At 66.6% G+C, this 13,456-nt stretch carries 12 protein-coding genes; 8 read left to right on the top strand and 4 right to left on the bottom strand.

What is annotated here, in order from left to right; genetic code table 11:
- Positions 1-4: 4 nt before the first annotated feature.
- Entirely contained in the window at positions 5-2,575 is a 2,571-nt protein-coding gene (locus A7X12_RS20835; protein WP_064313361.1) for an HWE histidine kinase domain-containing protein, read from the top strand.
- Positions 2,576-2,633: 58 nt separating this feature from the next.
- On the opposite strand, the gene A7X12_RS20830 is transcribed toward A7X12_RS20835, so the two are convergent.
- Complete coding sequence (locus tag A7X12_RS20830; RefSeq protein WP_064313360.1) at positions 2,634-3,122, bottom strand: cupin domain-containing protein; 489 nt, start codon at positions 3,120-3,122, stop codon at positions 2,634-2,636.
- Positions 3,123-3,189: 67 nt separating this feature from the next.
- Positions 3,190-4,083, bottom strand: coding sequence for a LysR family transcriptional regulator (locus A7X12_RS20825; RefSeq protein WP_064313359.1), 894 nt, complete (start codon positions 4,081-4,083; stop codon positions 3,190-3,192).
- A gap of 124 nt (positions 4,084-4,207) precedes the next feature.
- On the opposite strand from A7X12_RS20825, the gene A7X12_RS20820 reads away from it, so the two are divergent.
- From A7X12_RS20820 to A7X12_RS20805, 4 genes are all read left to right on the top strand, one after another.
- Entirely contained in the window at positions 4,208-5,257 is a 1,050-nt protein-coding gene (locus A7X12_RS20820) for an NAD(P)-dependent alcohol dehydrogenase (RefSeq protein ID WP_064313358.1), read from the top strand.
- 71 nt (positions 5,258-5,328) lie between these two features.
- Complete coding sequence (gene recO, locus A7X12_RS20815; RefSeq protein WP_064313357.1) at positions 5,329-6,060, top strand: DNA repair protein RecO; 732 nt, start codon at positions 5,329-5,331, stop codon at positions 6,058-6,060.
- A gap of 58 nt (positions 6,061-6,118) precedes the next feature.
- On the top strand, positions 6,119-7,171 hold the full coding sequence (leuB, locus tag A7X12_RS20810; RefSeq protein ID WP_064313356.1) for a 3-isopropylmalate dehydrogenase: 1,053 nt from the start codon (positions 6,119-6,121) through the stop codon (positions 7,169-7,171).
- Positions 7,168-8,271, top strand: coding sequence for a glycosyltransferase (locus A7X12_RS20805; RefSeq protein ID WP_064313355.1), 1,104 nt, complete (start codon positions 7,168-7,170; stop codon positions 8,269-8,271). Before leuB ends, A7X12_RS20805 begins: the two co-directional genes overlap by 4 nt.
- 135 nt (positions 8,272-8,406) lie before the next feature.
- Here the strand turns inward: A7X12_RS20805 and A7X12_RS20800 are convergent, their stop codons facing one another.
- Both A7X12_RS20800 and A7X12_RS20795 read right to left on the bottom strand, forming a co-directional pair.
- A complete protein-coding gene (locus A7X12_RS20800; protein ID WP_064313354.1) occupies positions 8,407-9,525 on the bottom strand; it encodes an NADH:flavin oxidoreductase in 1,119 nt (372 codons plus the stop codon).
- Between the two features lie 84 nt (positions 9,526-9,609).
- A complete protein-coding gene (locus A7X12_RS20795; protein WP_232318625.1) occupies positions 9,610-10,956 on the bottom strand; it encodes a phospholipid carrier-dependent glycosyltransferase in 1,347 nt (448 codons plus the stop codon).
- Positions 10,957-11,033: 77 nt separating this feature from the next.
- Here A7X12_RS20795 and A7X12_RS20790 point away from each other — a divergent pair, with 77 nt between their 5' ends.
- Genes A7X12_RS20790 through A7X12_RS20780 form a run of 3 tightly spaced genes read left to right on the top strand, consistent with a single transcriptional unit; the run spans position 11,034 to position 13,434 of the window.
- Entirely contained in the window at positions 11,034-12,242 is a 1,209-nt protein-coding gene (locus A7X12_RS20790; protein WP_064313353.1) for a trans-sulfuration enzyme family protein, read from the top strand.
- Positions 12,239-12,643: a Co2+/Mg2+ efflux protein ApaG gene (gene apaG / locus A7X12_RS20785; RefSeq protein ID WP_064313352.1), complete on the top strand. Its 405-nt coding sequence runs from the start codon at positions 12,239-12,241 to the stop codon at positions 12,641-12,643. The genes A7X12_RS20790 and apaG overlap by 4 nt, the downstream gene beginning before the upstream one ends.
- Entirely contained in the window at positions 12,640-13,434 is a 795-nt protein-coding gene (locus A7X12_RS20780; RefSeq protein WP_064313351.1) for a LysR family transcriptional regulator, read from the top strand. The genes apaG and A7X12_RS20780 overlap by 4 nt, the downstream gene beginning before the upstream one ends.
- Positions 13,435-13,456 lie beyond the last annotated feature (22 nt).

The following is a 13,456-nucleotide window of genomic DNA, read 5'->3' as shown; positions in this document are numbered from 1 at the left end:
GCGGGTGGGCGATGTCGGGTTTCAGGTCGATCTGACCAATTGCGATCGGGAGCCGATCCACCAGCTGGGCGCAATCCAGCCGTTCGGCTTTCTCATCGCCTTTTCGAGCGACTGGCTGGTCAAGCGTGCATCGGCCAATGTCGTGGCGCATTTCGATGTTGCTGCCGAGGAAATGCTCGGCACCCATGCGAGCGAGTATCTCGAAGACGATGCGATCCATGCGCTGCGCAACCGGTTGACGTTGCTGCGCGGCGAGGATGCGCTGGAGCGGATCTTCGGCATCAAGGCCTTGCGGACTCGCGGCCGCACCTACGACCTCGCGCTGCACATGATCGGCGACACGATCGTGGTCGAGGGCGAGCCCTGCACCTCGGACGCCACCGGCGACACCGCCAGCACGTTGCGGGCGATGATGGGGCGGCTGGACGAGAAGGAGAAGATCGCCGACTTCTTCCGCGAAGGCGCGCGACAGGTGCGGGCGGTCACCGGCTTCGATCGGGTCATGGTCTATCGCTTCGAGCGTGATGGATCGGGCGTGGTCGTGGCGGAAGCCGCGCGCAGCGGCATCGGCAGCTTCATGGATTTGCGCTACCCCGCGAGCGACATTCCCCAGCAGGCGCGCAAGCTCTATCTGCGGACCCCGTTCCGGATCATCGCCGACGTGGCAGCCGAGCCGGTGGCCATCCTGCCGCAACGCGACGAATTCGGCGCACCGCTCGACCTGTCCTTGTCGGTGCTCCGGTCGGTTTCGCCGATCCATATCGAATATCTGAAGAACATGGGCGTGAAGGCCTCGCTCTCGATCTCGATCATCGTCGAGGGCAAGCTCTGGGGCCTGTTCGCCTGCCACCATTATGGCGGGCCGCGGTGTCCGGGGTTCGAGCGCCGCTCGATGGCCGAGCTGTTCGGCCAGATGTTCGCGCTCAAGCTGGAAAGCCGCGAGCGCAAGGAGCTTTCGATCTACGAGGCGGCTGCGCGCGCAACCAGCGACCGGCTGCTCGCGGCGGTGGCGAGCGACGGCGGGCTGCTCGACGATCCCGAATGGCTGGGCAGTCGGCTTCGGGAAGTGGTGCCGTGCGACGGCATCGCGATCTGGATCGGCGGCAAGGTGGCGTTCAGCGGGATCACCCCGCCACCCTCGTCCTTTGCGGCGATCACGCGGCGGCTGAACGCGATGGCGGCGGGCCGCGTGTTCGCGACCGACCATCTGGCCGAGGTGCTGCCGCAGGCGGCCGACTATGCCGATGTCGGCGCGGGCCTGCTGGCGATCCCGATCAGCCGGTCCCCACGCGATTACGTGCTGCTGTTCCGCCAGGAACTGGTCCGCACCGTCAACTGGGGCGGCGATCCGCACAAGCCGGTCGATTTCGGCCCGAACGGCGCGCGCCTGACTCCGCGGCAGAGCTTCGAGACCTGGAGCCAGGAAGTGCGCGGCCGTTCGCTGCCTTTCACGGAGGTGGAGCTGCGCATCGCCGAGGTGCTGCGCGCCTCGCTGATCGAAGTGGTGCTGCGCCTGTCCGACGATGCGCAGGAGGAGCGCAAGCGCGCATCCGAGCGGCAGGAACTGCTGATCGCCGAGCTCAACCACCGGGTCCGCAACATCCTGGGGCTGATCCGCGGACTGGTGCGCCAGTCCCGCGCGCCGGGCATGGATGCGGCGGCCTATATCCGCCTGCTGGAGGGGCGGATCGAGGCGCTGGCGCGCGCGCACGACCAGATTACCGAGGATAACTGGTCGCCGGCGCCGCTGGGGCGCCTGCTGCGGACCGAGGCCGCGGCCTATCTGGGCGGGCGTTCGGGGCGGCTGGATCAGGACGGTCCGATGGTGCTGCTGCGCCCGGCCGCCTTCTCGACCATGGCGCTGGTCTTCCATGAATTGATGACCAACTCGGCCAAATATGGCGCGCTGTCCGACAGCGGCACCGTGTCGGTCCGCTGGTGGCTCGACCCCGAGGGTGATTGTCGGATTGAGTGGCGCGAGCGCGGCGGACCAGCGGTGCAACCGCCGACCCGGCAGGGCTTCGGCACGACCATCATTCAGCGTTCGGTGCCCTATGACCTAGGCGGCAAGGCGACGGTGCGCTACCCGCTGACCGGCCTGGAGGCCGAGTTCTGCATTCCTGCGCGGCACGTGGTGCTCGACGGTGACGCTGCGTCGAAGCATGCGCGGGACGTGGAAGAGGTGCCCCCGGCTCCGGCAAGCGGTGAAATGCGCGCGGTGCTTCAGGGGCCGGTGCTGCTGGTCGAGGACAGCCTGATCATTGCGATGGACGCGGAAGATATTCTGCTTCGGCTGGGCGCCCAACGCGTTGCAACCGCCGCCTCGATCGCGGGCGCGATGGAGGAGATCGCGTCTGAACGGTTCGACGTGGCGATCCTCGATGTAAACCTCGGCGCCGAAACCAGCCTGCCGATCGCCGATCGTCTCCGCGCCGAAGGCATCCCCTATGCCTTTGCCACCGGCTATGGCGAGCAGCTGCAACTGGACGAAGACCATGCCGGTGTGCCGGTGCTGCAAAAGCCGTACACGGCGGTGAACATGGCGCGGATGCTGGAAGGGCTGCTGGGGCGATAGCGCGTTCGAGCGCGCGTGTTGGAAATACCCTCCCCCGCCGGGGGAGGATACGGTTCCTTTATTGCCCCTTGGGCAGCTTGATCCCCAACAACACCAGTCGCTCGCCGGTAATGCCGAACCAGTGCGGCACTCCCGCCGGCACGAGAATCACGTCGCCGGGTGCGAGCGCGCGGGTCGTGCCGCCTTCGATCTTGCTGCCTTCCACCAGCGTGGCGTTCCGGGTTTCCCGATCGGGCATGGTGCCGCCGGAAATCAGCGTGCCGGCGCCCTCCAAGACGATCGCATATTCGGCCTGGTCGGGGTGGACGGCAGGTTTGCCCGGCTTCTTCCAGATCTCGATCGCGGCGTTGTTGCTGCCGTCACGCACCAGCGGTTTCCAAGCGAAGCCCTGGTCCGGCTTCATTTCGGCGAGCATGGCCTTCAGTTGCGCTTGCACGTCCTTGGCGGCGGCGAACGACGTGGGGTCGGCGACGGCGGTCTGCGCGGGGGCGGGGGCAGAGGTCCCCAGCGAGGCGGCCGCGGCAAGGGCGCTGAGCACAAACTTCACGACATCTCTCCCGATAGGCGTTTGAGAACGCTTGGCGTTCGTTCGTCGCCAACCTGCCACAGCCGTATCAGCCCCGCCAGCGCAACCGCTCGACCAACAGTGCGAAAGCGGGCGTGGGCTGGCGGCGGCTGGGATAATAGAGGTGGTATCCTGCAAAGGGCGGCGAAAAGCAGGTGAGCACCGCCTCCAGCGCGCCGCTGTCCAGATGCGGCTTCAGTATCGCGTCAGGCAGGCAGGCGATGCCGAACCCGTCGATCGCCGCGCGCACGATCGGGAATACCGAGGAGAAGGTGAGCGGGCCATTCACCCACACCTTTCGTTCGCGGCCGTCCTGCTCGAATTCCCAGGCATAGAGCCCGCCATAGGTGGGCAGGCGCAGGTTGATGCAGGCATGGTCGGTAAGGTCTTCGATCGCCTTCGGGCGCCCGGCGCAGTCGAAATAGGCCGGCGATGCCACTGCCAGCATCCGCGCGTCAGGGCCGATGGGTACGGCCACCATGTCCTTGGCGATGATGTCGCCGAAGCGGACGCCTGCGTCGAATCGCTCCGCGACGATGTCGGTCAGGCGATAATCGGTATCGATCTCCACGCGGATGTCCTCAAATTCGCGCAGGATCGGAGCGAGCCGGGGCCAGAGCAAGGTCTGCATCGAAAGCTCGTCGGCGCTGATCCGTACCAGCCCGGCCGGTTTGTCCCGCAGCGCGCTCAGCGCCGCGACTTCGGCCTCAATTTCATCCAGCCGGGGGGAGAGGGTGGCGAACAGGCGCTCGCCGGCTTCGGTGAGGTTCACGCTGCGCGTGGTGCGGTGGAGCAGGCGTACGCCCATCCGCTCCTCCAGGGCGCGCATTGCATGGCTCAGCGCTGAGGGCGTGACACCGCTCTGCGCTGCGGCGCGGGTGAAGCTTTTCTGCCGGGCGACCGCGAGGAAGGCGGCGAGTTCGGAAAGCTGCTGGCGGTTCATTGTTGAATTGTATTCAGCACCGCATGCAGCTTCCAGTGTCTAATCGCGCTCTGTCGGCTGCCCCATCTGGGGAAAGAGAGGTCGCGTGACCTCACATCCGATCAGTTCCTAGGGGATCCGAAACATGGCCACCAAAGCCTATGGCGCCTACGCCGCAGACAAGCCGCTCGAACCGATCGACATCGAACGCCGCGCCCCCTGCGATCATGATGTGCAGATCGACATCCTCTATTGTGGCGTCTGCCACTCCGACCTGCACCAGGTTCGCTCCGAATGGGATGGTACGCTCTATCCGTGCGTGCCGGGGCACGAGATCGTCGGGCGGGTGAGCGCCGTGGGCGGTCATGTCTCCAAGTTCGCGGTCGGCGATGTGGTCGGGGTCGGCTGCATGGTCGGTAGCTGCCAGCATTGCGCCTCGTGCGACGAAGGGCTGGAGCAATATTGCGAGAACGGCTTTGTCGGCACCTATAACGGCCCGACGCCGGACGCCCCCGGCCACACGCTGGGCGGCTATTCGCAGCGCATCGTCGTCAGCGAAAACTTCGTGCTCAAGGTCGGGCATGGCGAGGAGCATCTCGCCGCCGTCGCGCCGCTGCTTTGCGCGGGAATTACCACATGGTCGCCGCTCCGCCACTGGCAGGTCGGCCCGGGCAAGAAGGTCGGTATCGTCGGCATCGGCGGGCTCGGCCATATGGGCGTGAAGCTGGCGCACGCGCTGGGCGCGCACGTCGTCGCTTTCACCACGTCGGAAAGCAAGCGCGCCGATGCGCTTGCACTGGGTGCGGACGAGGTCGTCGTCTCTCGCGATGCCGAAGCAATGGCGGCGCTTGCCAACAGCTTCGACTTCATTCTCGATACGGTCGCGGCGAGCCATAATCTCGACGTCTTCACCACCCTGCTGAAGCGCGACGGCACGCTGACGCTGGTGGGCGTGCCCGAGCATGCGCATCCGTCGCCCAACGTCGCGGCGCTGATCTTCAAGCGGCGCTCGATCGCCGGCTCGCTGATCGGCGGCATCGCCGAAACGCAGGAGATGCTCGATTTCTGCGCCGAACACGGCATCGTCGCCGATATCGAGATGATCCGCGCCGACGAGATCAACGCCGCGTACGAGCGCATGCTCAAGAGCGACGTGAAGTACCGCTTCGTCATCGATATCGCGTCGATGGGCTGAAGTCCGGCGGGGGCGGCATCTACGTCGCCCCCGCATTTCCCTTTCCGCCGCATGCACCCTACATCGCGGCGATGCATTTTCGCGCCGAAGCCATCCTGCTCAGCGTTCGCGCCCACGGCGAACACGGCGCGATCGTGCGGGCGTTGACCGAAAGTGACGGCGTCCAGCCCGGCTATGTCCGCGGCGGCCGATCGCGGGCGCTGCGGCCGGTGCTGCAACCGGCGAACCTTATCCAGGGCGAATGGCGCGCCCGGACCGAAGAGCAGCTCGCGGGGCTCACCGTCGAACTCCTCCACAGCCGCGCCCCGGTGTTCGGCGAGCCGCTCCCCGCCGCCGCGCTCGCCTGGGTGACCGCGCTCACCGCCGCGACGCTGCCCGAAGGGCTGCCCTATCCTCGACTCCATGCCGCGCTGGGCGGGGTGCTCGACGCGATCGAGGCCGCACCCGCCGCGCGCGGCTGGGCGGTCGCACTGGTGCGCTACGAGCTGCTGCTGCTCGCCGAACTCGGCTTCGGTCTCGATCTGGAGCGCTGCGCGGCGACCGGGGCGCGCGCGGACCTCGCCTTCGTCAGCCCAAAAAGCGGCATCGCGGTCAGCCGGGCGGGAGCGCTCGGCTACGAGAATCGTTTGCTCGCCCTGCCGGCGTTCGTCACCGAAGGCGGCGCGGCGGACTGGGAGGACATCCTTGCCGGCCTGAGGCTCACCGGCCATTTCCTGGCGCGCGACTTGTTGATCGGTCGGGGCGCCGATCTGATGGCTGCGCGCGCCCGCTTGGTGGACCGGTTGTTGCGAGCAGTTGCATGAAAGCCCTCGGGGCGGCTAAGCGCCGCTCTCAGGACATGCTGCTTGCGTGGGGATTGGAATGCCGTTGATTGCTGTACTGCCGGGTGACGGGATCGGCCCCGAGGTGACTCGCGAGGCGCGCCGGGTGCTCGAGGCGCTGGATCTCGGCCTCAGCTTTGAGGAAGCGCCGGTCGGCGGCGCCGGCTATCTCGCCTCCGGCCACCCGCTCCCCGACGACACGCTGGCGCTCGCCAAGCGCGCCGACGCGGTGCTGTTCGGTGCGATCGGCGATCCGCGCTTCGAGAAGTTGGAGCGGCACCTGCGCCCGGAAGCTGCATTGCTCGGCATCCGCAAGGCGCTCGGCCTCTTCGCCAATCTTCGACCGGCGACGCTGTTTCCTGGACTGGAAGACGCCTCGCCGCTCAAGCCGGAGGTGGTGAACGGCCTCGACATCGTCATCGTCCGCGAGCTGATCGGCGACATCTATTTCGGCGAGAAGGGCCACCGCACGACGTCCGAGGGCCTGCGCCAGGGCTATGACGTAATGAGCTATGACGAGCAGGAAGTGACGCGCATCGCCCGCGTCGGCTTTGAAATGGCCAAGCGCCGGCGCAAGAAGCTCTGCTCGGTCGATAAGGCGAACGTGCTCGAGACCTCGCAGCTGTGGCGCGACGTCGTCACCGCGATGGGCGCCGAATATCCCGAGGTCGAGCTGACCCATATGTATGTCGACAATGCCGCGATGCAGCTGGTGCGCGCACCGGCGACGTTCGACGTGATCGTCACAGGTAACCTGTTCGGCGACATTCTCTCCGACCAGGCGAGCATGTGCGCCGGCTCGATCGGCATGCTGCCCTCGGCATCGCTCGCCGCTTGGTCGGGCGCGAACGGCATGTACGAGCCGATCCACGGCAGCGCGCCGGATATCGCCGGCCAGGGCAAGGCCAATCCTTCGGCCGCCATCCTTTCCGCCGCCATGCTGCTGCGGCACTCGCTGCGCGACGAAGCCTCGGCGCAACGCATAGAAAAAGCGGTTGCCGCAGCGCTCGCCAAGGGTGCACGGACGGCCGATCTCGGGGGTACTCTTTCTACCGCGGCCATGGGGGACGCGGTGCTGCTGGAGCTTCAGTGAGCGACACTCTGCTCGAACTTGCGGTCGTTATTCCCACCTTCAACGAACGCGCCAATGTTCCCCTGCTGATCGCCAAGCTGGACGCGGCCCTTGCGGGTCGCGCCTGGGAAGCGATCTTCGTCGACGACGACAGCCCCGATGGCACCGCCGATGCCGCGCGGGAGCTTGCGCGGCTCGACCGCCGCGTGCGCGTCATCCAGCGGATCGGCCGGCGCGGCCTCTCCTCGGCGTGCATTGAGGGAATGTGCGCCACGGCGGCGCCCTGCGTCGCGGTGATCGACGGCGACCTACAGCATGACGAGACGCTGCTGCTCAAGATGCTCGACGCACTCCAGGCCGATGCCGCGCTGGACGTGGTGATCGGGTCGCGCTTCTGCGAAGGCGGCTGCACCGGCGAATGGGATAGCGAGCGCGTGGCGAAGTCCGCATTCGCGACCAAGCTGTCCCGTCAGGTGCTGAAGGCGGATCTCACCGATCCGATGAGCGGTTTCTTCATGATCCGCAGCGAGATCGCACGGGGGCTGGTGCCGGTGCTGTCGGGCATCGGCTTCAAGATCCTGCTCGATATCATGACGGCAAGCCCGAAGCCGCTGCGCTTTCGAGAACTGCCCTACACCTTCCGCGTTCGCACCGAAGGCGAGAGCAAGCTCGATTACGTCGTGGCGATGGAATATCTGATCGCGCTGTACGATCGGATGTTCGGCAAGGTCGTGCCGGTCCGCTTTGCGATGTTCTCGGCGATCGGCGCGACCGGGGCAGCATTGCATCTTGCGGTGCTGTTCGTGCTGTTCCGCATGGCTGGCCTGCCTTTCGTGACGGGCACGATCATTGCCACGATCGTCGCGATGACGTTCAACTTCCTGCTGAACAACGCACTCACCTATCGCGAGCGGCGCCTGAAGGGGGCTGCGGCGCTGCTGGGCGGCTGGGTGAGCTTCTGCCTGGTGTGCGGGGTCGGGGCCGCAGCCAATGTCGGCCTCGCGGCGTTCCTGCACAATGTCCAGCATGGGGACTGGCGCCTGTCCGCACTGGCCGGGATCGCCGTGGCGGCGGTGTGGAATTTCGCGCTGTCCTCGCGCTTCGTTTGGGGGCGGTACTGAGTCCGGATTAATGACTAGCCCCTCCTCCCCGGAGGAGGGGTTGGGGTGGAGGGATTCCAGAACGTTTGTTGGTCTCTGTGAGGCACAGCCCCACCCCAACCCCTCCCCTGAAGGGGAGGGGCTTAAGTTCGCTTATTACACCAGTTCCGCCAGCGCCGCCGGGCTGAAGCCTTGCAACTCCTCGCCCGCATCGGCCTGTACCTTCTGCACCCAATCCGGATTGCTGATCAACGCGCGGCCGACGGCGATGAGGTCGAACTCGTCGCGTTCCATCCGCTCGACCAGCTTGTCGAGATCGCTGTGCTGCGAGGTCTCGCCTCCAAACGCCGCGATGAACTCGCCCGACAGGCCGACCGAGCCGACGCTGATCGTCGCGGCACCGGTGAGCTTCTTTGACCAGCCGGCGAAATTGAGGCCGTCCTCGCCGTCGATTTCGGGAAATTCCGGCTCCCAGAAGCGGCGCTGCGAGCAGTGCAGCACGTCGGTGCCTGCGTCGACCAGCGGCTGGAGCCAAGAGGCCATCTCGTCCGGCGTGGTGGCGAGGCGGGCGCTATAGTCCTGCTGCTTCCACTGGCTCAGGCGCAGGATGACCGGGAAGTCGGGGCCCACCGCGGCGCGCACGGCCTTCACCACCTCGACTGCGAAGCGCGAGCGCTCGGCGATGGTCGCTCCGCCATAGCCGTCTTCACGCGTGTTGGTGCCGGCCCAGAAGAACTGGTCGATCAGATAGCCGTGCGCACCATGGATCTCGACCGTGTCGAAGCCGAGGCGCTTGGCATCGGCGGCAGCCTTGGCGAAGGCCGCGATGGTCGCTTCGATGTCCTGCTCGGTCATCGCGACGCCGCGCGGCTTGCCGGGTGCGACCACACCCGACGGGCTTTCCACGGGCGACTCAGGCTCCCAGTTGCGATCCGGGCCCACCGTCGATCCGGTGTGCCAAATCTGCGGTGCCATCTTGCCGCCGGCGGCATGGACCTCGTCGATCACTTCCTTCCACCCGGCGAGCGCCGCGTCGCCATGGAAGAAGGGAATGTTCGGGTGGTTGCGCGACGCCGGCCGGTCGATCACCGTGCCTTCGGAAAGGATGAGCCCCACGCCGCCTTCGGCCCGGCGGCGGTAATAGGCGGCGTTCGCCGCGCCGGGAATGCCCTCGGGCGCGAAGGTCCGCGTCATCGGCGCCATCACGATCCGGTTCGGCAGATCGAGCGACTTGATGCGGAACGGACGAAAAAGAACGTCGGTCGACGCGGTCATGGGAACTCCGTTGCAGTTTGAAACTTAAACCAAGCTAGCGCCTGTCGGGATCCGTTCAAGATGGCCGCGGGGGTTGGACGAAATTTAGCGCCAGCCCGGGAGCCACATCCAATAGGTGTAGCTCTGCGCATCGTGCAGCGGCTCGGCGGCAAGGATCGGGTAGAAATAGCCGAAGCTTACCAGCGCGAGCGCCAGATACCATTCCTCCCAGCCCTTGGCGCGCAGCCGGTCGAACTGGTGGAAGGTCACTGGCAGCACCAGGCACAGGAAGATCGCCGAGAGGTGGTAGTAATAATAGAAGCCGAGCGACTTGGGGATGATCGCGTAGATCAGTACCGAGAAGGTCCAGAGCAGCGCCAGCGCCAGCGGTCGCCAGGCATGGGTGCGGAACCACAGCACATAGCTGGCGAGGACGGCGGCGAGCCCGCCCCACATGATTACCGGATTGCCGATCAGCAGCACGCCGCGCTGGGCGCCATGGTCCCATTCATAGAAGAACCAGATCGGCCGCAGCATCAGCGGCCAGCTCCACCATTGGGACTGGTAATTGTGGTGGGGCAGGATCTGCGTCTGCGCCGCATACATTTCGCGCTGGAGGGCGAGCAGGCCGGTCAGCCCGTCGGTCGCCCCGGTCAGGTAGAAGAAGGTCGGCAGGAATGTGGCGAAATAGACAGGGATGCTGATCGCGCCGAGTAGGACTAGCCCGGCAAGCGTCGAAAGACCCGGCCAGTGCGGCTGGTCGGCGGAAAACAACGCAGCGCGCAGCGGGCGGCGTGCCCGGCGCGCGTCGCGTATCCGGATGGCGATCAGGGCGAGCCCGAAGGCCGCGATATAGGGGGCGGCGGCCCATTTCACCGCGGTCGCCAGCCCGAGCAATGCGGCGGCGGCGCACCAGCGCCATCGCACCTGCGCGGGCGTGCCCCGTAACGCCCAGAGCAGAAACACCATGCCCCACAGGAGGAAGGCGCCCAAAAAGACGTCGAGCATCGCCGTGCGCGCCTGGACGAACAGGCTCTGGTTCAGCATTGCCAGCGCCGCGCCAGTGACTGCCACGCGCATGCGGCCGCGCATCAGGATCCAGAGAAAGGCGAATACGCCCAGCACGGTCGCGGTGCCGGCGATCGTCGGCATGAGTCGCCAGCCGAACGGATTGTCGCCGAGCAGGTCCATGCCGGCACCGATCAGTTCCTTGCCGAGCAGCGGATGCTCGGTATTGCGCGGGCCGGACAGCTCGATCAGCGACTTGGCAGCGGGCACATAATGGATCTCGTCGAACATGATCCCGCCGGGCTGATCGATGTGCAGCGAGAACAGGAGCTGGGCGGCGGTGCCGATCAGCAGGGCGACAAGCCAGGGGCGGGTGCTGAGAGCCGAGAGGCGGGGGCGCATGGTGCTGGCGTAGCCGAGGCGACGGGCGAGAGGAATAGCCATAGATCCTTCCGCCTCCGGGAGGATCAAAACGCGCCAAAAGGTTGACGCAACGCCCCCAAGCGCCGCAAAGCACGCCCATGAAGCGTCGTACCGGACAGGATCCCAGCGTCACCCGCAACTGGAAGCCCGCGACTCAGGCCGTGCGCGGCGGCACTGCCCGCTCCGAGTTCGGCGAGACGAGCGAGGCGCTGTTCCTCACCTCAGGCTACGCCTATGATTGCGCGGGCGACGCGGCTGCGCGCTTTGCCGGCGAGCAGGCGGGCATGACCTATTCGCGCCTCCAGAACCCGACGGTGGAAATGCTGGAGCAGCGCATCGCCCTGCTGGAGGGCGCCGAGGCGTGCCGCACCATGGCCACCGGCATGGCGGCGATGACGGCGGCGCTCCTCTGTCAGGTGAGCCAGGGCGATCATATCGTCCAGGGTCGCGCCGCATTCGGCTCGTGCCGCTGGCTTACGGACTCGCTGTTACCCCGCTTCGGGGTGACGACGACCACGATCGACGCGCGCGATCCGCAACAGTTCGAGGATGCGATCCGCCCGAACACCAAGGTCTTCTTCTTCGAAACGCCTGCCAATCCGACCATGGACGTGGTCGACCTGGAGGCAGTCTGCGCGATCGCGAAGAAGCACGGCATCGTCACCGTGGTCGACAACGCCTTTGCCACGCCGGCGCTGCAGCGGCCGATGGATTTCGGCGCGGACGTGGTCGCCTATTCCGCCACCAAGATGATGGACGGGCAGGGCCGCGTGCTCGCCGGTGCGGTGTGCGGATCCGAAGATTTCGTCACCAACACCCTGCTGCCCTTTACGCGCAATACCGGGCCGACGCTCAGCGCCTTCAATGCCTGGGTGGTGCTGAAGGGGATCGAGACGCTCGACCTGCGCATTCGCCGGCAGAGCGAGAATGCGCTGAAGGTCGGCAGCTTCCTGGAGGGGCGTGTCCCGCGCGTGAATTTCCCGGCGCTGCCCAGCCATCCTCAGCATGATCTGTTCATGCGCCAGATGGCCGCCGCCGGCCCGATCTTCAGCTTCGAGGTGGATGGCGGCCGAAAGCAGGCCCATGCGCTGCTCGACGGTCTGGCGCTGATCGACATCTCGAACAATATCGGCGACTCGCGCTCGCTGATGACGCACCCGTCCTCCACCACCCATTCCGGACTGGCCGAGGAGAAGCGGCTGGAGATGGGCATCACCGAAGGCATGATCCGCATCAATGTCGGCCTGGAAGATCCCGATGACCTCATCGCTGATCTCGACCAGGCACTGAAAGGCGCGGGCTTGTGAAGGCGCTGTTCACCGACGAGGCGACGACGCGCGACGTCGTTGTTCGCGTGTCGGTGTCCTATCTGCCCGAGCAGTCGGAGCCGCGACGCGGGCGCTGGTTCTGGGCCTACCATATCCGGATCGAGAATGAGGGGCCGGTGGCGGTGCAGCTGCTCACCCGTCACTGGGTCATCACCGATGGGCGCGGCCTGCGCCACACGGTGGAAGGGGAGGGGGTCGTCGGCGAACAGCCGATGATCGCGCCGGGCGCGAGCTTCGATTATGTCTCCGGCTGTCCGCTCTCGACGCCCACCGGCGCGATGCAGGGCAGCTACCACATGATCGCCGAGGACGGCTCGGCGTTCGACGTGACGATCCCCCGATTCGCGCTTATCGCGCCTGCGGTGGCGGGCGAGCAGTGAAGCGCACCCATCTTCCGCTGAACGGCATGCGGGTGCTTGATGCTGCCGCGCGCCATCTTTCCTTCACCCGCGCAGCAGACGAACTGGCGGTGACCCCCGCTGCGGTCGGCCAGCAGATCCGGGCGCTGGAGGATACGCTGGGGGTCGTGCTGTTCCGCCGCACCACCAAAGGGCTGGAACTGACCCCCGAGGCGGAGAGCGGTCTTACGGCACTGCGCAACGGTTTCCTCCAGTTCGAGGAAGCGGTGCGCGCGATGCAGGCGGGGCAATCCTCCAAGTCGCTGACAATCGCGGCGCCGCGGGACTTTACCGCGAAGTGGCTGATGCCGCGCCTGTCGGACATTGCCCGCGCCGATCCGGACCTGCGTTTCGTGCTGGTGCCGGCCGACGATGCGCTCGATTTTACCGAGGCCAATCTCGATCTTGCGATCCGCTGGGGCGAGGGCCCCGGCGAGCATGAGGGCGAGGCGCTGGAAAGCGACGGCATGGTTACGGTGGAGCGGCGCGGCGGCGGCAGCATCGACGTGCGGATTTCCTGGCCCGGCTGCATGGCCGAGGATGCCGGCTCGCTGGTCCGGGTGGCCGATGCCGGCCTGGCGATCGACGCGGCGGCGCAGGGTCTTGGCCGGGCGACCGTGCCCGAATTGCTCGCACGCGCTGATATCGAGGCAGGACGCGTAGCCGTGATCGGCGAACCCAAGGCCTCGCGGCTCGGCTATTGGCTGGTCGCACCGCTGCCGCAGTGGCGGCAAAAGAAGGTACAGACACTGGTGGAAGTGCTGGGGGGCTGAGCGGCGGCCCCGTGGTGAGAAG

The sequence above is a fragment of the Sphingomonas sp. TDK1 genome (genome assembly GCF_001650735.1).
Classification (GTDB): domain Bacteria; phylum Pseudomonadota; class Alphaproteobacteria; order Sphingomonadales; family Sphingomonadaceae; genus Sphingomonas.
The sequence above is the reverse complement of the archived record's forward strand: the minus strand, read 5'-3'. Positions and strand labels throughout refer to the sequence as shown.